Here is an 18,377-nt window from a genome sequence, read left to right as displayed (position 1 = left end):
GCCGGCGTCGGAACGGCGGAGGATCGACGGGCGGCACGGGGTGACCCGTGCCGCCGTTTTTTCAGGGGGGGGCGAGGCCCTCAGGGACCCGTGATCCGGATCCCGTGGTTCCGGATGGCTGTCCGAAGGGCGTCGACGAGACCCCCGCCCGCCCGCCCGACGTCCGGGTCGTCCTTCCATCGCCGGGAGGCGTCGTCGGACTCGGGAAAGGACCGAAAGTGCTTCAGGATGATGGCGTCGAGCCGCTCCTTCAACAGACGGCTATCCAGGGAGCCCTCCACGAGGCAAGCCTCCAGGCGCGGTGAGGACAGGAAATCCCTCATCTCGGCGAGAGCGCCCAGGAGGCGTTCCCGGTCGGTGCGCCCGCCGTGGGGAGGGGTGGGCCGGGCGAGCGGGGGCGCGGGGGCGTCGGCCCCGGTCCACCGCGTCGCCCGCCGGCTCTCCACGGCCTCCGCCAGGGGGCGGGTGCAGGCAGGGTCGGTGCAGACGATTCGGTCCGGGTCGATGAAACAGTCAAGACCCGCCTCGGGGCCCAGGTTGCGCGCGGCGAGGGTGAACCCCCAGGGGCCAACCGTCCCGGAGAAACGGTAACCCTCGCGGTCGGCATACCCTGCGACGAAGCGGTCGTCGAGGTACCCCTGATCGACCAGCTCGGCCAGGGTGACGTCCGGGGCCCCGGGGACGGCATGACGTTCGGCGTAGGCGGCGGCCGCATCCGCGAGCCGGTGAAGGGTGGTGACCACGGCGGCGGGGGGAGGCCCGGGTTCCGCACGGCCCGGCGTGTCGTCCGGCAGCGGGGTTCGCGGCGGGTGGTAGTCCGCCAGGGGGGCGCCCCGGGGCAGGGGGGGGGCCGTTCGGGAGCACCCGGCGGCCAGGAGCACGGAGAAGGCCAGGCCGAGGACCTGCGCCGTGGAACGTCCATTTCGGAACATGGCAGCCTCCGGGGTGATGCGTCGGGCCCATGATAGCACCCGCCGCCCGGCCCGGCAACGGGAAACCGGCGGGGGCGGCCGACGGGCGGGGCCGCATTTCCCCTTGACCCGGCGCCGGATTAATCTATACTTTACCTGACTTTTCCAAAACGAACCGCGTGCCCTCCCGGTACGCGAATTCAGCGCCAAGGAGGCCACGATGGATGTGAAAGGCAAGTTGAGTTCTCTCGCGGGCGGCCCGGCCTGGGCCCTGCTCGTCATCGGCCTGGTCCTGGTGCTCCTGGCCCCCGCCCTGGTCTGGAACCGCCAGGCGTCCTACCGGGGTCTGAGGGTGCAGCTCGACAACCTCTCCGAACTCAAGGACCTCGAGCTCGGCAAGATCCGCAAGGACCAGGAGAAGGAGCGCAAGACCGAGGAGGACGCGGAGAAAGCGCTCAAGGAAAAGGAGGACCGGACCCTGCAGGACCTCCAGGCCGCCGCCTTCACCGCCACCCCCGAGCAGGCGGCCGCGGTCGGGAAGCAGCGGGACCAGATCACCCAGGCCCAGCGGAAGCGCGCCGACGAAGCCCGGGCCCGGGAGGACAAGCGCACGAAAGACCTCGAGGCCAAAACCGAGGAGATCGCCAAGAAGTACGACGAGGAGACGCTCAAGCGGCAGCTGCTGGACGAGCAGATCGCGCTGGCCGGCGCCCGGTCCGACATCTGGCTGGGTTTCTTCGGCAGGCTCTTCATGATCCTCTCTCTCCTCCTCATGACCCTGGAGAGCGAGGGGCTCCGGCAGAAGGTGCTGCTCGCCGTCCTGGTCCTCGTGCTGCTCACGCTGCTGCCGGGGCCGGGCCTGTCGCTGCGCGCCAACCTCGGCGCCCCGGACACCGGCGCCGAGTACTCCCGGCCGTCGAAGTAGCCGGGCCCAAGTGGCCAGGGGCCGTCCCGGCGCGGGCGCAAGGGGCGGGGGAAGGTTGGGGTCGGGCCGCACCCGTTCCCCGGGCTGCGGCGGGCGGATGTGGTCCGCGCCGGGACGGCGCATAGGAACGCAAAGGGTTAAGGTCGCCGGGCCGTCGGGCCGCACCGCTTTCCCCGGGGCCGCGGCGGTCGGGCTTGGTCCGAGCCGGGACGGGGCGTACGAACGCAAGGGGAAGGAAAGCCCGGCGGTCGGGCCGCACCCATTCCCCGAGGCTCGGCAGTCGGGCTTGGTCCGCGCCGGCACGGCGCGTACGAACGAGGGGGCGGCCCCCGTGAAAAAAACGGTTGACAGATCGCCCGAGGCGCGTATAATGCCGCCTTTGTGAGTGGGTCTTTGGGTGTCAAATGGTGTTAAGCCGAGGTAGCTCAGTCCGGTAGAGCAGGGGACTGAAAATCCCTGTGTCGGCGGTTCAATTCCGTCCCTCGGCACCAACTGCTTGTCCGGCAACGGACGACAAAGTCAGAAGCCCTTGAGAAATCAAGGGCTTTTGCTTTTAGTACTGTCCGGTAAAGACCGGCAGAGACCCTTGAAATCCGCATTCAAGTAGGGTACCATTTGAGTGACCAGGATGTGCTCCGAAGGGTGGTACCCTAATTGGGAGGATCTTTCGATGGCTAAACGAAAACGCGATGCCTTGGCCGATGTCCAGATCCACAAGGCCAAACCAATCCAGTGACCGGGATGTGCTCCGAGGGGTGGTACCCTAATTGGGAGGATCATTAGATGGCTAAACGAAAACGCGATGCCCTGACCGATGTCCAGATCCGGAAGGCCAAACCAAGGGAAAAGCCCTATAAACTAGCAGATGGTCGGGGGCTATATCTGTACGTCAAACCGAACGGCTCCCGGTTGTGGCGTATGGATACCCATGTTTCCGGCCGCTGGAATACGCTGTCTTTTGGCGAATATCCCTTAATTAGCCTCAGAGAAGCTAGGGACAAGAGGGATGAATCCCTAAAACTCAAGTTAGAAGGGCGGGATCCTGCTCTGGTCAGAAGAGCTATAAAGAAAGCACAGGCATCCGACCAGATGACTTTCGAGGTTGTTGCCCGGGAATGGCATGGCAAGAATCTGGAAATTTGGACACGTGGCAACGGTGAGAGAATTCTTCGTTGGCTCGAGAAGGATGTCTTTCCCTACCTCGGGAGCCGGCCGATCGCACAGTTAGTGGCCATGGACGTGTTGCCCGTCTGCCAGCGGATCGAGGCCAGGGGAGCCCGGGACACCGCCCACCGGGTTCTGCAAACCATCAGTTGCGTTTTTCGCTTTGCGGTGGTCACCGGGAGGGCTACTGGAGATCCGACATCTTCACTGCGAGGAGCCCTGGCTCCCCATCGCCCCAAGCACAGAGCCACTCTGATTGAGATGAATGAAATCGGGATGCTGTTGCGGGCGATGGACAACTACCAGGGAGACCCCGTCACACGAGTCGCCTTGAGGTTGACCCCCCTGCTGATGCTTCGGCCCGGTGAACTCCGCCGCCTGGAGTGGTCGGAAATCAACCTGGAAACCAGCATGATCAAGATTCCGGCTGAGAAGATGAAGATGCGTTCTCCCCATCTTGTCCCACTATCACGGCAGGCGGTAACCCTGTTGAAAGAAATCCTCCCCTTGACCGGTGATGGGAGCTACGTCTTCCCCTCAGCTCGAAAGGACGGCCGGTCTATGTCTGAAAATACAATCCGTTCCGCCCTAATCCGTTTGGGATATAAAGGAGACGAACAGACCGCTCACGGCTTTCGGGCCATGGCCAGCACCATTCTGAACGAGCAAGGCTTTCACCCCGATGCTATCGAGCGGCAGTTGGCCCACTCTGAGCGGAACAAAGTCCGGGCCGCCTACAACCATGCGGAGCACCTTCCTGAACGCCGACGCATGATGCAAGATTGGGCGGATTGCCTGGACAGACTCCGCGAAGACAAGTCCGATCCAAGGAAAAGTCAGTCGTGACTTTGCCGGACAAGGAGTACTTGAATCAGGGCTAGATCGAAGTGGCATGAGCAAGTATTGGCGTGACGATGCTCTCCTTTGAACGAAGAAGTTTCATATCGCTGTATAAAGATTTACCACTTTACTGCCCAGGCGTATCGCTGGGAATGGATATCATTTCAATTCATGGATCTTGAACGCATTGCTGTCGGTTTCTTCGGAAAGAGCTTTTAAGAGTGCATCAGAGATGCCCATGGGCAGAATAGCCTTGATCTCTAGACTTACACCAAAAATTGCGGTGGGATCCTGGGCAATGAGGCTGATGATCGTGTCGGACAATCCAATCAGGCGCTTTTTCACGACGGAGGGCTCAATATTCACTAGCCCATAGAGTGCGCATGGCTTGGCCCTTGCCGAGAATTCCTTGCCTCTTGGTGCAGAACGAGGGGAACAAGTATTGAGGCGGTTTTTCTGCTCGATCTCTTCTCCCTGGTTTATGCATCTTGCGGACTGTTTTGATGAGGGGTTTTGTCCGTCACTCAATCCAGGTGAGTATTCCATCGGAGACAAACCGTGTGTGTCGTTTGTTGAAACGAAACTCTCCCGTATTGCTCGTTCCTGTTCAGCAGTGGGGAAGATCTTCTCCCGCCTTATGTTTTTCAGCATTCTCTTCATTATGGCAGGATCAAGCCCTTGTCGAATCTGTTTTTTTGCCTCGAGCATCTTCTGACGAGCGTCCTGGATAGAAATCTCAGGGTATGAACCGAAACTCAGGTTCTTCCATTTGCCTATACTGTTCCGGAAATCCAGGCGCCAAAGCTTCGCGCCGGTTGTGGAGATGTACAGATACAACCCGCCGCCGTCCGTCAGTTTGAACGATTTTTCCTTCGGTTTCGTCTCCTGAATTTTGGCATCGGTCAGCGCATTCCGTTTTCTTTTCATTCGCAGAACCTTCTCATCAAGATCGTGCTCCATTCATAGAATCGAATACCTTTATAAATACCCTGTTATTGTTGAGTTGTCAATACAATGAAAGAGCAAGGATGAAGGAAGGCCGGAAACTGCTGCTCTTGCGGATCGCGGGAGGTGAAAAAATACTCATGGTATTAACGTTCAGCCGCGAGCGTTTCAAAAACATGCTGGAGATCTATCTTGAATGCCAACCGGAGATGGTCTCAGATTCTAGTCCCTGGATCAGGAGCGGATCGTCCACACGCTAGAGATCCTCATCGACGAATCTACCCGGACGTAAGCCTCACTTCTTTTTCTCGAGGAGTCCCGGAGTTGACCTGCCGCTCGCACAGCGCTTTGGTATTTCTGCGAGAGGGTGCCCGCGAGGCCACGTTCTGGCAGCGAGAACCCTGGTCGATTTCGGCCTCTGGGCACCGGATTGAGAATATTGATGGGCCATGTCCAGTATCTGCCCCCTGGATCCCATGAGTTTCGGCTTGCCTATATGCATGATCATCGAAGAGTTGAAAACCATGTCAATCTCAATAAACATGGGCTTGAAACAGATTCCAACGGCATCAGAACAAAAGATCGCCGCCCTCCCCAACCCGCTCCTGGGAGGGGACGGATCCTTCCGGCTGCCTCGTTGGCAGCATTTGGTTCGTAAGCTGTTCCGGATCCTTGGCTTCCTCTTGTGAACCTGTAAGCTCCATTGACTGATCAGCATAGCGGTCCAGGAAGTGCGGTGCGACAGGATCATAGAATGACCGGGGGATGACTCCTTCGGAGATGCCGTGGCCGGAGACCTTGACGACGCAGTGGAAGTCCGGCTGGTTGATGAACTCCGACGGCAGGATGAGCTTCTCGGTCTTGTCCTGGTCGGTGAAGGATTTCCGGTCCCCCGACTCCCGGGGGCTCATCTGGCGGGACCCCATCACCTTGATCACCTCCCGTTCCCCGATGCTCTGGCTCAGGAAGTCCGCGGTGTCCGGGTCGTTCAGCCGCAGGATGAAGTTCGTGTTGAAGTTGTTGTAGAAGGTCCGCCGGTTGGCGCGCCCGTAGATGTCCTCGATGCGGCCGAGGTCCTGGTTGGCCACCAGGAGGCACCCGCCCTTGGAACGCGCCACCGTCAGGAGGTCGAAGAGGACGGAGATCTGGTCGAGGCTCCCGATCTCGTCGATGCAGAACCAGATCCGGCGGTTTTCTTTCCGGTCGGTGTCGGGCAGGGAGAGGGTCTCCCGGATCATGACGTCGAAGGCGAAGGTCATCAGGGGCCGGAAGATCGAGGCGTAGTTCTTGATGTTGAGGAGGAAGAGATTCCGGCCCCGGGAGGACGTGATGAAGTCCCGGAAGGAGAAGGGCCCGTCCAGGCCCGAGAGGTAGCGGAAGAAGGAGATTTTCTCGGTGAGCACGGAGATCACCGAGGCCCCGGGGCCCTTGTTCTGGGTGTCGATGTGCTTGAGGGCCATGCGGTGGTGGAGCGGGAGCGCCTGGAGCTGGTGGGCGATGTCCGGCAGGTCCTGGCAGAAGAAGTCCCAGATGTCGGCGTTGGCGCGCTTGCCGGAGAGGTGGAGGAAGCGCAGGCCGGCGACGAAGACGTCCTTGGCGGCGTTGAGCCAGAAGGGGTCGGCCACGGCCTCCTTGGGCGGGGTGAAGACGATCTTGGCATACACGTCGAAGTCGGCGTCGGAGCGGATCTCGTTGAAGAAGGACCACCGCAGGCAGCGCCGGTCGAAGGGGTAGAAGACCAGGTCGGGCTCGACGCCGAAGGCCCGGAGGGTTTCCGGGGCACCGTCGAGGAAGTGCTTGGACAGGAACTCCCCCTTGACGTCGTAGATGATCATCTTCTCGTGGGTCCCGTGTCTTTTCACCCGCTGCACGAGCTGCCGGACCACCTGGTTCATCAGGACGCTCTTGCCCGTCCCCGTGGTCCCCATGATGAGAACGTGCTTGGTCTCGCTGTCCCGGGGGAAGTCCAACCCGCAGATCTTCAGGTTGAAGGCCCCGGGGCCGTCGTCGGCGTCCACGGTCTTTTTCATGCCGTCCTGCAGGGCCTCGAAGGGCACCTTCGCCGCCCCCCGCAGGAAACGGTCGCCGGAGAGCTTGCGCGAACGGTGCAGGAAAAACGCGACGTAGGCGACGGCCAGGAGGTAGACCAGGAAGGACCACCGGAAAACGGAAACGAAGGTCGCTTCGAACGCCGCGATCCTTCGTCCCAGGTAGCGGTCCAGGCCCTGACGGTACTCCGAAACGGGGACGGTGGTCTTCCCCGGAAAGAACCCCCTCACTTCGGCGTGGGGTGTGACCCGGGACTCCCGCCCGAAGAGGACGAAGGACGGCAGGTAGTATTTCCAGAGCACGCTGAAGGGGAGGGTTTTGGTCAACCCCGGCCGAACCTGGAAGGTGAACTGCTCACGGTAGGCACTGCGGGCGACCAGCGCCACGAGGGTCACCTGGATCACGAGGCAGACCAGCAGGGCGAGCACCCCCATCTTGACCCACATCTTGACGTCGGCCACCATGGCCTCGTGCGCTTCGTAGCCCCTCGGCATCCTCTTCCTCCGTTCAGCGGTCGAGTTCGTGGGTGACGGCGTGGTCCTGGGCCTTCAGGATGGACCGTTCCGCTTCGGCTTCCTTCGGTTGGCAAAGAAAACCCTTCTCCCCTTCCAGGCGGGAGGGTTCCTCGCCGGGGGCCCGGAGGAGGTCGGCCATTCCGACCGTCCGTTCGGGGCCCCGCCGAGTCGGGCTCCCCTCATCCAGGGAAACGCCGGTCTGTTCCTTCCCCCGGCCCTGTTCGCCGAAGTCGAGGCCGGACAGCTTCACCTGCCAGTGGGCCACTTTCTCGGCCACCCTCGCGCTGTCGTCCGTGTAGACGGTCACCTCGTGCCGGGCCCGCGAGATGTCCACGTAGAAGGCGTTCCGGCTGTTCACCCCGCCCTGGCGGGTGTCCAGGTGCACCATCGCCCGGTCGGCGGTGATCCCCTGCGCCTTGTGCACCGTCAGGGCGTAGCCGTGGTCCACCTGGTCGTAGCGGCCCAGGTCCACCGTCAGCAGCCGGCGCCCCGCCTGGATGGTCATCCGCGCTTCCCCCACCACGCGGACGGTAGCCACCTGCCCGTTCTTCACCCCCAGCTCCCGGTCGTTCTTCAGGAAGATCACCCGGTCCCCCGGCGCGAACTCCCGGGCGCCCTGGGAAGTCCGGTACTCCCGGCCCCCTTCCAGCTCGCCCCGGGCCTTGAGGTTTACCCTCACCCGCTCGTTGATCTCCCGCCGGTCCGCGTTGGTCCCCGTGACGATCACCGTCTCCCGCCTCTCCGACCGGGCGAGGGCCGCGTAGTCCTGCGCGATCCGGTTGATCCGGTCGGGTCGACTCTCAACCTGGACGATGTTCCCCCGCAGCCTTTCGAGGGCTTTCGACACGTCCCCTTGCACCGTTTCACGGACGGCCTCCCGAAGGCCCGGGTCCTTCTGGCGCTGGATATTCTTCATTTCGGCGTAGTCGATTTTGTTGCGCTCCACCAGGTTCGAGAACGCGTTCCCCGCCCCGATGGGCTGAAGTTGCTTCGCGTCCCCCGTGAAGACCACCTTCGCGTCACGCAGAATCGCCGCCTCCTGCACCTGGCGCATCAGCCGGTTGTCCACCATGGAGGCCTCGTCCACGACCCAGACCTCCTTCCCCGACGGCTTCAGCCCGGACAGGTCCCAACCGCCCTCGTTGCGCTGGTCCAGGGTGGGCGCCCGGTTGCGGGTCCTCCCCGCCTCCCGCTCCAGCGCGTTCAGGTGCGCGTGGATGGTCTTCGAAGCGATCCCTGCCTCCTTCTCCAGCCCTTCCGCCGCCTTCCCGGTGAAACAGACCCCGCGCACCGCGTACCCCTGCGCCTCGAAGATCTCCCGCGCCTGGTTGAGCATCGTGGTCTTCCCCGTGCCGGCCAGCCCCTGCACGGCGGAGAAGCGGTCCGTCGTCGTCGCCATGTGGCGCACCGCCGCCTTCTGTTCGTCGGACAGGTGCAGCGTGTCCCCCTCCGGCGTCCGCATGCCCCGCCTCAACCCCGCTTCCACCGCGGACGGGTCGATCCCGGCCACTCTACCTTTTCCATGCTCCACGTTCCGGAACACCTCCCGCTCCGTCTCCCGGCTCTCCCGGGTGCAGAAGTACTCCTTCCCCCCGAGCTCCCCCAGGCGCGAGAACGTCCGCCCCCCCACACGCTTGTCGAAGTGGGCGGCGGCATCCCCCAGGGTCACCCCGTGGCCCATCCCCCGCTTCAGCGCCTCGTCCAGGAACTCCTTCCTGGTGAACGCCACCGTGCGCCCCGACAGGCCCCGCTCCGTCTCCCGGAACACTTCTTTCGGGCTCTTCCGGTCGGTCTTTGAACCGGACGGCGTGTGAACATCGAGGATGCCGGCTTCCTTCATCGTCTCCTTCCAGGATTGACGCAGCAGGTCCATGTCGCAGTTGCGCTTCGACTCACGCGTCAACTCCCACGCCGCGTCCCGGATGTCGCGGCTCGCCGCGGACGGGTCTTTCCCCCACGCCTCCACCTTCCGGCAGATCTCCGCCCGCCGGCTGCTGAAGGCCTCGATCGCCTCCCGGGACACCCCCCGTAGTTCGAACGTCCCCTTCCGGTGGTCGACCCTGACCCCGTACCCTCGCGCCTCCAGGTTCTTCGCCAGTTCCGTCTTGTACACCAGGTCGAAGTGAAACTTGTTCTCCACCAGTGAACGGTTGTCGATGGCCCGCTCCACCCCGTCCGCGCACCGCGTCTTGTTCATCACCACCAGGTGCGTGTGCAGCTGTGGGTCCAGGTTCCGGCTCACCTCGTGGGTGAAGCGGCCACAGACCATGTTCCCCGTCCGCTCGTGGGTGATCAAGCCGTTGACCTTGTGCCTCGCCTCCACGTGGGTCTCCAGGTAGCGCGCCGTCGCCTCCACCGCCGCCGCGTGGCACTCCCGCATGTCGCGCTCCACCGTGCCCCCCTGGGCCATGGTGACGGACACCGACTTCGGCGCCGACACCGTGAAGTCGTAGGCCACCTGCGGCACCGCCCGCTCGCGGACGTCGATGCGCCCGGCGTCCACGCCGGTGCGCTCGCGGATCGCTTCCCGGTAAATGTTCCCCACGGCTTCCGCGTGCGCGAGGAAGGCCTCGTTCCCGTCGAAACGCCGGTAACCGTCCGGGGCGATCTCCGAGCGGTTCAGGACGCACAGGGTCGTCCCTTTCACCCCCTCCTCGACGCCGATCCGGCCAGCGTGCTCCCCGTTGGCCGAGAGGTACTCCCGGGCCCGCTCCACACCCAGACGGTGGGCCTCCAGCAGGACACCCTCCGAAACATTCTTCGCACTCCCGGGGTACAGGTGGATGTCAAACCCCTCCCGGTCGCCCCGCTCCCGGATGAGCGCGTTGAAGTCCTTCTGGGCGATCTCGCCGTGAAGACCCTTCCTCTCCGCCAACCGCCCCGACCACTGCCCGTGGTCCTGCGCCTTGTAGTAGTCGTCCTTGCGGTAGTAGTTGGACGTCTGGCCGCTGTTCAGGTTCGCATGCGTGATCATGGGTCAGCCCCGGTCCTGCACGGGAAAGACGTCCGGGCGGTCCGGGAAGTCCACCCGGGTCGACTCGATGTACTGGCGGATGAGCTTGTCCACCTCCGCCTCCGGCACGCCCAGGTAGCGGCCGATGATGAAGCGCACCATCTTCACCAGGACCGTGATGCGGCGGAGCAGTTGCACGTGATCGACGTTGAAGCGGTTCCAGGCCACCTTCTCCGCGTCGGTCGGCATCGCCCCGGCATCGGGAAGTGCGCGGTCGGATTCGAGAAGGTCATCTTCTTCCAGCGCGCGACTGAGGAGGTAATCCGATACCGTCTTGCCGCAGGCCGTTGCACGCTCCCGGATCTCTTCCTGCTCATCCGGTGTCAACCGGATGTGCAGGTTCTGGTTCTTCCCGTTTGTTCTCATAGTCGGTTTTTCCCCTTTTGTCGTGTACACACTGAAAATGGCTTCGGACAAGCCTTCACGATAAAACGCGAACACGGGAAACGGTGGCGAACACCGTTGTAAACACAGAACATCGTCAGTAGTAACAATGGTTTGGCCTCATGATGCCCTTTTGCCGGAGGTGCATCATGTGCGATAGGTTGCGGAGCCAGGGTTCCCTCGAGGGTTCCTTCCCTTTTTCATCGCCGGAAACCCTCAAGAAGAAGCCGTGGGGTCGTCTTTTTCCCTGGCCGGTTTTGGGTTCCCGGGCACCGGAAGCCTCGGCTGTTCGGCACTGGATCTGAGGAATTCCTTCCACTCGAGGAACTCCCTGTCCTTGACGAAGAACTTCGCCAGGATCTGGGAGACCACCCAGTTCGGCGAGGAGTCGATGGCCCGGGCGTAGAGGTCGATGTCCTGGAAGATTTCCTCCGGCAGGGTTAGGGAACGGCGGATAGTTTTACGGGGCGTCTCGTTCTTTAGCAGCATGGTTCCTCCATGAAAAGTAATCCCGTCTCCGGGGTAGGGCTCAACCTTCGTTCGCCGGGTCGATCCCGAAGAAGCTCGACAGGGTCTCGAAGTAGTCGTGTTCCGTGAAGCGTGCCGGGTCGTTGCGGATCCCTTCCTCGAGCCTGGGCCAGTCGAAATCGCCCACGATTCCCGGGCAACGCTTCCGGACGAACGCGCGGAACACGGCGAAGACCTTCCGGTAGTGAGTGCAAAGGAATTCCACATTCGACGGGTCCATTGTCACTGCGGATCCAAGGTGTAACAATTTGCCTTGGGAACCTGGCGATCGAGTTGTGAATATCGATGGCCTGTTTTCTCTGTTGATCTGTTGAGATGTTTTTATCATTTTCTTTCTCCTCCAAAGAAGTGGCCGCTTGGAATCAATCGGCTACGAATCACCTCGTCTCTTACTCTTTTCACGTCAGTGAAGCGGGAGGCTCACATTTCCTGCCGGGGCAACAGCGGGTTGCTTTCACACCATACTGATTTAGCTCGGCGGTTGCTGTGGGGCATCCCATATATTTTTCTCCCGACTAACCCGACAGTATTTCATCATCCCCTTGATTTCAGATTGGATTAACAGTGTCGTGCGAGGCTTGGGTCACCCGACGACCCCGACGAAAACATCGGGATTTTCCGGTGAATCTGGTCCGGTTGAACCCATTGCCCCAACCTGCAACTGGAAGGAATCCTCACGGTGATTGCAGAACCCCGACAAGGAATTCGATACAGAATCTTCAGGAAAAATCGGCTCGTTCGTCGAATAAGAGGTACATGGCAATTTTCTTGGGTCTTGCTCCGCGTAGAGCTTCTCGGCTGAAAGGTGAAGAACATCCCTCTGGCGTCCTTCAAGGATGCGGCGGATCTTGAGGCCCCTGTTCGGTGTTGTCGAAGATAGAAATCCTCTCTCTCTGATGCGTCGCCAGAGTGTTTCCTTCGACAATGGAAGCCGGTCATCCCCAGCAAGCTTTTGGATCACATCGTAGGCCACCGATGGCTCGAGGTAAATGTTCTGCCCTTCGACCCATCCGATTCTTTCCCCCAGGGGGCGAACACCGCTCATCTCCATACGCCAGCCCCATGGTGTAAAATTCTCGGGCATCTCTCCCCTCGGCCCCGCTAGGTGCGCCCGACCAGACCCGAGTATTGCCGACAGGAGTTCGAAGAACTTGTCCACCGGGTCTGCCGTCCGCTGATAGTCTGCTTGGGCTGTCACACCGGAGGTGAAAACCTCCCATGCATTTGCCCAGAGCCGGGTGGATTCCGCATCAGTGATGACCCCGAACTCTTGGGCAAAGAAAAGAAAAATCCGAAAGCCAGAGGCGAGTTCCGCGAAGGCGGAAGGAGCCCGAAGGTGATCCCCCAGTTGAAGAAAGCGTCTCTGAAAACCCCGAGCCAAACGGGCGCGTTGTTCGAAAACCCGATCGTGATTTTGTGCAACCCACTGAATGAAGGCGGTCAAGCAATTCTCATAGAAACCGTTTGCCGCGTCCTCGGCACATTGAGCCCAGATCCGTGAAATCCTGTACCGTTCCGATGAACCTTTCATGGGTGGAGGATCCATCTCCAGGAGAACTAGTCTGGCCCGAATGCTTTGGCCATTCGGGATGTCCTCCCCGGTTGAAAGGACCAGGCATCGTGGGGGGCGAGCCTGCCGGATGGATAGGTCCGAGTGCAGGCGTCCCCGCCCGGCATGATTTCCGATGGCTCGGAATAACCGTGCTGCGTCCCGGTGGAGGCAAACTCCGTTCGTTCCCGCTTCCGGGGCGAAATCATCCACTACGAAGATGCAGTCCTTGAGCAAGAATGCATACCTCTCATTGAAGTTGCTCGTTGACGACCAGCTACCTGGCAAACTTCGCGAATCCATCCGGCGCCCGAAAAAACTCTGTATTCTGGCGGCAAGTTCAGATTTCCCGCTGCCGGTTCGGCCTGTCAGGTGGATACCGAAGTCCACCTTGCCCAGTACGCATCGGAATGTGCCTGCCACCAGTGGGTAGAGGTTGGAGGGGGGACCAGACTCAAGGAAATGAAGAACTTTCTTTGTTGATATCTGGGTCTCTTCCTTGTTGGGTATCTCCTGGAAGGAGTATCGGGTCAGTGCTTCCGGGAGTTCGACCCTCACTCCGGACACTGGGCCAGTGGGACCAATTGCTCCGGAGCTGTGCAGGAAAATTTCCTGACCCTTGTGGGTCGTCCATCCGGTGTGCACGAAGATATGGTTTTCCTTTGTTTCCCTCAACGACAGGGATTGGATTGCCACGCGGGTTTGGTCCCGGGTCGCGAGCCCGGCGGAGACGATGGCTCCCGGTCCCATCCGGTATGCCCAATTCAGGCTTGAGAACTGCGCCGATGGAAGGGAAATAATAGTTTGCCGGCCATTGCACCGGCAGGTAATCTCATACTGTTCGTTCCACTCGATTCCGTCGTCGAAAAACGTTCTCCCGGTAATCAGGGCGGTGAAGTTGGTCAACCGATGGCGCTCGACCCGTCCGTCCCGGCCTTCGCGCAGCATCCATACGCCTGTGCTGGTAGCGGTGTAATAACCATGCCTATGAGTCTCAACCCCGTATTCGTCGAATCCTTTTTCCTGCTGTTTTGGGATCTCGGCAAACGGTGAGTCTTTTTTAGCTGCAAGAAGATTTTTTATTAAAGCTTTAAGCGCTTCGGGGCCGATGCGGCGGGACAGGTCATTCCAATCGCTTTCGCCAGGCATCAGATCTGGGGGGAAAAGCGTACGACCGACGACGGATTTCAAGACGTTCTCTGCCTTGCGCCGACCGGGATTGCCGTTGGTTTCGTGATCGTCGTCGCCAAACACGATGAGTGGCGCCTCGGGGTGAATCCGGTGGATCATTTTGGCTGCTTCAGAAAGATTTCCAGCATCGAAAGCAACCACCATCGGGAATCCTGTTGCAGCATGAATCGAGGCGGCGGTGGCATACCCCTCGGCTAGGCCAATGGGTAAGATGCCGTCCGGATTTCCGATCAGGTGGGCACATCCGGATTTTGTTCCGCCGGCGAGGAAACGCTTCTTTCCTGCGGGATCGATGAAGGCCAAGGTCTGCAATTCGCCATCGGAGTTTCGGGCGGGGATTACCAAAATATTCCCCCGCCGGCGTAATCCATATGAAAAAACACTCTTCCGGATGAGATAGGGATGATCACCATGCTCGGGTTCGGATTCTGCCCAGATTCTGTGCGCCCGTACCTGTGCAGCCTTCAGTTCTGCCTGCTTGGCCTCCTGTCTTGCCCATCGGTCCTGCACCATTCGCCGGCGTATTTTCTCTCGCTCTTCGGGGCTCAGGGCAGACAACCCACGATAAAACCATTTGTGGCTCTCACCCGACCTCCAGGAACCAAATGCACCTGAGGGGATTCCGTCGGGGTGGTAGACCAACCACCCGGACTTCCTACCACGTTTGTCATCGGGAATGTCGAATCGATGCAGATTTCCGTCTGCAATGACGTCCGGCCTCCCCAATCCGTGTTCCTCCAAACAATCCTTGAAGGCTTCGATGGGGTCGTTCATGAGTCACCACCGGGAAGTCCATCGTGTCGCCTTGGGGTTGTATCTTCCTGGCGTTTTTACGGCATGAAGCGGTTCGCAAGCCGACAGAAAGTATGATCTTGACTGAAAGCCTGATTTTGTGAGATCATCGGTTTGTTCGAGAATGTGGTACTTGTTTCCACCCCGCCCGGCCAGGCGGGGTTCATTTTTCTGTTGCATGGCGCCTCACATCGTCAACAGTGGTGCCGCGTAGCTCATATCCACTAAAAGGTTTCGGATGTCTTCGACGCGCCACAAGGTCAGGCGACCGTTTTTCACCGGTCGGGGGAACCGGCCGGCTCTGACGCCTTCGTACCATGTGGTTTTCGAGACCGGGATGATGGGGGGGATACCCCGGTGGGGGGCTCCAATGATCTGGTGAAGCCGCAGAAACCCGGCTTCGGGTAGGTGGTGAAAAGCCATTTGTCGCCTCCGTCCGTTAGAATTCGGGAAAGTACCGTTACGGACAGTGCGATTCTCGATACTTCGTGATGAGAAAACTACTCCATCTGCCGGTCGACTGTACTGCAACCAGCTGCTGAATGGGGTACATTCCCGAGGCGGAGTCTCCTGCACAAGGGGAGGATCCATAAATCGTAAACAGTCTTGAATGCCCTACTATACTCTCCATCAAGGCAATGGGTTGCCTTTAGTTCTTCTGCTTTTGTTTGTGCCAGCGGAAGAAGGGCCATCGCGGCTTGATGCGGGTTGCGCCACCGGTTCTCCAGCCACCCTTCCCGGAAGAGTTCCTCCACGAACCGCCTGACCTCCCGCCTTTTCCAGTTCGCAATAGTCGCTCCGCGCTTTCCTAATGCCGACATGACATCTCGCTTGACTTGGGGATCGATGGGAGGCTCCATTATCTCCTTCCGCGGTTCCTCCGCGAAAAGGCAATGAGCGTATTCCGAGATTTCCAGGAAGAGATTCGTGAGGTTTCTGACCTTTTTCACAGCTTCGAAATAGTGAAGGAGATCTCTTCGCCTCTTGTTCAGGTCATCCGACAGGAAAAAATCCTCCATGAGATCCTGGAGGGAGGCCACCTCCGCCATCGCTTCAACAGTCATAGCCGCTTTGCACAGCGCCAATACAGAAAAATATTCGAATGGCCTGGCTGTGGGGAATGAGGGGAGGTCCCGACGCAGCTTTGAAATCTGCTCTTTCAAAACGTAAAACTCGTCTTCGTGAAAATACCGAAGAAAAATACCCCTCAGTTCTTCCCTCTTGAAGAAATCCATTATCTGGCTCATGGAGGCCGTTGCGACCCATTCCGCCCCCAGACGGTAACCGGTTATCGTCACAGCATTGTTGCGGTCGATTTCCCAGAGAAAGAAGGACATGGCATCCTGGTCCCCCGCAAGGGCTCGATCCCGCAACTTCTCTAATGCTTCACCCTTTTTGCTCTCAACCCATCTGGAATACTCTTCACGAATGATTTTCAGGGCGGCAAGCAGTTCCGGCCAGGTTCGTTCCATCAACATGCAACGAACCTTCCTCACCGCCGGAAGGAATTCCTGTGGCGCATGCGACGGGATTTCCCCATGGATTGGGTCCCATCCGCAAAAAGTGCTTTCTGAGTTATCCATCGCTCCTCCTTCTCTCCAATATGCACGCAACCGGGATCACTTGGTGTATCTTTCATCTTCAGCCGATGAAGTATCTCGCCAGCTCGGAATTCCCTTCTGTTGCTCAACAGAAGGCAAAAGGCCTATAATCCGATATCGGATTCCGAGAGGCAGAACCGGCATGGCTATTGGCAACATGGCCAACTATCAAAAAGCTCGGCTAGTGCCTCTTGATGGAACGTCTTTCATCACTTCTACTTGCTTGGTCAATGCATTCAAGGTATCAAGTCCGTGTTTTCAGTTCGCTCCACCCTCCGACAACTCGCCCGACAATTTCGGCATCCGCATGCATGCGGTAGATTTCCGGACCCTTTTGTGAAAGCGGGTGTGGCAACAAAATAAGGTCGTTTCCATCGCGGACACACCAAGCGCACCTCCAACCCGAGGTTATCTCCACAAGGTAGATGGGTCGTTCATACTCATTGGCCCACCCTCCGTGGATCAGGTTCTTCTCCCGGGAGTCGACTTTCACGATATCCCCAGGTCTGAGAATTGGATACATGAGGTTGTCGCCGCTTCCGATGTAGACGAAAAGGAATTTGTCGAACTGGATTCGCAAGAGAAACTCAAAAGGGATATTTCCCCAGGCTTCGATGAAGTCGTTTAACAGGGAAGTCGTATTTTGATTGAAGTTGGGATCAACCCTGGTGGGTACTTCAACCCCGCTGTAGGAAAATGGAACGTCGATTGGGTGTGTAACTTTGGTGCAGAAGCAGTCCTGGTAGTCGAGACACTTGTAGGCATCTACTCCCATAAGGTCCAGTATCTCAAGCACCGACTTCCGGTATACAACGGCCAGAGCGCAAATCTTGTGGATTCCAAGTTTTTGCCCGTGATTCTCCGCATCGGCGAGTTGTGCGGGCGCGACTGCATAGAGTCTCTCGCCAGTCTTCTCTGCCACCTTGAGGGTCGCCTGAACCACATCCCGAATGGACAATCCCAATCGATTCCTGAGGTTCTTTATCTTGAAACCGGAACGTTTCAGATTTGAACTGCCCATAACCCCTCCCTCTGTCTACCCACTTGGTACGCCGTCCTTTGACACACCAGGGACTGCTTTGTTCCGATGAACAGAAAAGCAAAAAGTCTGAGGCGGCCTTTGATGGTGATCCGGGGGATCATTCAGAAAATTCGGAATAGCGAAGGGGATCAACTAATTGAAAAATTGGGGCTAATGCTGAACACACCTTCTGCGTCTGTTCCTATGCTACTCCACGCCATCCCTGGCCGCACAGGGGGTAACCATCTGTGGTTTCTGTGCAACCCTAAATAAAAAAAGTTTTTATCGCCGATTGGCTTCGGGCATGCGATTCCCGATGCCATCGCAGATCCCGAAATAATTTCGGAAAAGCGAATGATTTCTGGGTTCGGATGGTCTTCGGCAACTCCTTAAGTAGAATCTTGACAATGCCGACCAAGGCAAGAGGAGAAACATGGCAGATACACATACTTTAACCTTCCAAGCCGAAGACAACATCGAGGAACTCTGTCTATTGGGCACCAAGGAAAGAGTCGCCCTGGCATTGAACGGGGTGAAGACCGTGGGAGATTTTCTCCGGATGGACCTGCCCAAGCTAGAACTTTTAAAAGGGTACGGTCTGGGCACCTGGCAACGCCTGGAGTGGGTCCAGCGAAGGCTCCAGGGGTGCGGATCAATGACCGTAATAGAGACGACAGAACAATGATGATAATAATCCAAAGCCTCCTCCTGCTGGCTTTTTTCTGCTTTCCCGGCCCGGGGGCGCACGGCCAGGGCGGGTCCCCTCCCTCCGTCGCGGCCCCCGCCTCCGGGCCCGGTGAAAGCAGTTTCATCCTTCGGGCTCGGGTCGTGGAAGTGCTGACGGGGAGCCGTTACGCCCTGGACCTGGCGGGGCGGCGTAGCCTGGCGGAACTGGATGCTGCCGCGGCGCCGAGGCTCGACCAGGACTTTGGCCCGGAGGCGGCCTCAT

The 18,377-nt window shown here is 59.4% G+C and carries 14 protein-coding genes and 1 tRNA gene; 5 read left to right on the top strand and 10 right to left on the bottom strand.

The features are described 5' to 3' along the window. Nucleotides 1-80 precede the first annotated feature (80 nt). Nucleotides 81-932, bottom strand: a complete 852-nt coding sequence (locus tag KA419_08495; protein ID MBP7865977.1) for a hypothetical protein — start codon at nt 930-932, stop codon at nt 81-83. A 199-nt stretch (nt 933-1,131) separates the two neighbouring features. Between KA419_08495 and KA419_08490 the strand changes: the two genes are divergently transcribed. The 3 genes from KA419_08490 to KA419_08480 all read left to right on the top strand — a co-directional run bounded on the left by KA419_08490 (nt 1,132) and on the right by KA419_08480 (nt 3,846). Beyond that, nucleotides 1,132-1,836, top strand: coding sequence for a hypothetical protein (locus KA419_08490; protein MBP7865976.1), 705 nt, complete (start codon nt 1,132-1,134; stop codon nt 1,834-1,836). A 414-nt stretch (nt 1,837-2,250) separates the two neighbouring features. Then, nucleotides 2,251-2,327, top strand: a tRNA-Phe gene (locus tag KA419_08485). Nucleotides 2,328-2,619: 292 nt separating this feature from the next. Further along, nucleotides 2,620-3,846, top strand: coding sequence for a tyrosine-type recombinase/integrase (locus tag KA419_08480; protein MBP7865975.1), 1,227 nt, complete (start codon nt 2,620-2,622; stop codon nt 3,844-3,846). A 153-nt stretch (nt 3,847-3,999) separates the two neighbouring features. Here KA419_08480 and KA419_08475 read toward each other — a convergent pair whose 3' ends face one another. The 9 genes from KA419_08475 to KA419_08435 all read right to left on the bottom strand — a co-directional run bounded on the left by KA419_08475 (nt 4,000) and on the right by KA419_08435 (nt 17,428). Continuing rightward, complete coding sequence (locus tag KA419_08475) at nt 4,000-4,767, bottom strand: DUF4102 domain-containing protein (GenBank protein MBP7865974.1); 768 nt, start codon at nt 4,765-4,767, stop codon at nt 4,000-4,002. Between the two features lie 587 nt (nt 4,768-5,354). Further along, complete coding sequence (locus KA419_08470; GenBank protein ID MBP7865973.1) at nt 5,355-7,328, bottom strand: type IV secretion system DNA-binding domain-containing protein; 1,974 nt, start codon at nt 7,326-7,328, stop codon at nt 5,355-5,357. Between the two features lie 13 nt (nt 7,329-7,341). Next, nucleotides 7,342-10,323: a relaxase domain-containing protein gene (locus KA419_08465; protein ID MBP7865972.1), complete on the bottom strand. Its 2,982-nt coding sequence runs from the start codon at nt 10,321-10,323 to the stop codon at nt 7,342-7,344. 3 nt (nt 10,324-10,326) lie between these two features. Continuing rightward, nucleotides 10,327-10,728 (bottom strand): DUF1778 domain-containing protein, encoded by a 402-nt coding sequence (locus KA419_08460; protein ID MBP7865971.1) that lies wholly within the window; start codon nt 10,726-10,728, stop codon nt 10,327-10,329. Between the two features lie 234 nt (nt 10,729-10,962). Further along, on the bottom strand, nt 10,963-11,235 hold the full coding sequence (locus KA419_08455) for a hypothetical protein (protein MBP7865970.1): 273 nt from the start codon (nt 11,233-11,235) through the stop codon (nt 10,963-10,965). 40 nt (nt 11,236-11,275) lie between these two features. Beyond that, complete coding sequence (locus KA419_08450) at nt 11,276-11,494, bottom strand: hypothetical protein (protein MBP7865969.1); 219 nt, start codon at nt 11,492-11,494, stop codon at nt 11,276-11,278. A 363-nt stretch (nt 11,495-11,857) separates the two neighbouring features. Continuing rightward, a complete protein-coding gene (locus KA419_08445; protein ID MBP7865968.1) occupies nt 11,858-14,788 on the bottom strand; it encodes a toprim domain-containing protein in 2,931 nt (976 codons plus the stop codon). Between the two features lie 518 nt (nt 14,789-15,306). Next, a complete protein-coding gene (locus tag KA419_08440) occupies nt 15,307-16,389 on the bottom strand; it encodes a hypothetical protein (GenBank protein MBP7865967.1) in 1,083 nt (360 codons plus the stop codon). A gap of 262 nt (nt 16,390-16,651) precedes the next feature. Beyond that, nucleotides 16,652-17,428: an XRE family transcriptional regulator gene (locus tag KA419_08435; protein ID MBP7865966.1), complete on the bottom strand. Its 777-nt coding sequence runs from the start codon at nt 17,426-17,428 to the stop codon at nt 16,652-16,654. A 433-nt stretch (nt 17,429-17,861) separates the two neighbouring features. Between KA419_08435 and KA419_08430 the strand changes: the two genes are divergently transcribed. Then, a complete protein-coding gene (locus tag KA419_08430; GenBank protein ID MBP7865965.1) occupies nt 17,862-18,113 on the top strand; it encodes a hypothetical protein in 252 nt (83 codons plus the stop codon). Next, the coding region (locus tag KA419_08425; GenBank protein ID MBP7865964.1) for a hypothetical protein at nt 18,110-18,377 on the top strand (268 nt) is incomplete at its 3' end. The genes KA419_08430 and KA419_08425, both read left to right, overlap by 4 nt.

Source organism: Acidobacteriota bacterium, from assembly GCA_018001935.1.
Classification (GTDB): Bacteria; Acidobacteriota; JAAYUB01; order JAAYUB01; family JAAYUB01; genus JAGNHB01.
Note: the sequence above shows the minus strand (reverse complement) of the source record. Positions and strands in the feature narration are given on the sequence as shown.

What these genes read in the sequence shown, in the direction of transcription:
- KA419_08455 (MBP7865970.1), bottom strand. Translation starts at nt 11,235, where the DNA reads ATGCTGCTAAAGAACGAGACGCCCCGTAAAACTATCCGCCGTTCCCTA.
- KA419_08450 (MBP7865969.1), bottom strand. Translation starts at nt 11,494, where the DNA reads ATGGACCCGTCGAATGTGGAATTCCTTTGCACTCACTACCGGAAGGTC.
- KA419_08430 (MBP7865965.1), top strand. Translation starts at nt 17,862, where the DNA reads ATGGCAGATACACATACTTTAACCTTCCAAGCCGAAGACAACATCGAG.
- KA419_08435 (MBP7865966.1), bottom strand. Translation starts at nt 17,428, where the DNA reads ATGGGCAGTTCAAATCTGAAACGTTCCGGTTTCAAGATAAAGAACCTC.
- KA419_08460 (MBP7865971.1), bottom strand. Translation starts at nt 10,728, where the DNA reads ATGAGAACAAACGGGAAGAACCAGAACCTGCACATCCGGTTGACACCG.
- KA419_08480 (MBP7865975.1), top strand. Translation starts at nt 2,620, where the DNA reads ATGGCTAAACGAAAACGCGATGCCCTGACCGATGTCCAGATCCGGAAG.
- KA419_08490 (MBP7865976.1), top strand. Translation starts at nt 1,132, where the DNA reads ATGGATGTGAAAGGCAAGTTGAGTTCTCTCGCGGGCGGCCCGGCCTGG.
- KA419_08470 (MBP7865973.1), bottom strand. Translation starts at nt 7,328, where the DNA reads ATGCCGAGGGGCTACGAAGCGCACGAGGCCATGGTGGCCGACGTCAAG.
- KA419_08440 (MBP7865967.1), bottom strand. Translation starts at nt 16,389, where the DNA reads ATGGATAACTCAGAAAGCACTTTTTGCGGATGGGACCCAATCCATGGG.
- KA419_08465 (MBP7865972.1), bottom strand. Translation starts at nt 10,323, where the DNA reads ATGATCACGCATGCGAACCTGAACAGCGGCCAGACGTCCAACTACTAC.
- KA419_08495 (MBP7865977.1), bottom strand. Translation starts at nt 932, where the DNA reads ATGTTCCGAAATGGACGTTCCACGGCGCAGGTCCTCGGCCTGGCCTTC.
- KA419_08475 (MBP7865974.1), bottom strand. Translation starts at nt 4,767, where the DNA reads ATGAAAAGAAAACGGAATGCGCTGACCGATGCCAAAATTCAGGAGACG.
- KA419_08445 (MBP7865968.1), bottom strand. Translation starts at nt 14,788, where the DNA reads ATGAACGACCCCATCGAAGCCTTCAAGGATTGTTTGGAGGAACACGGA.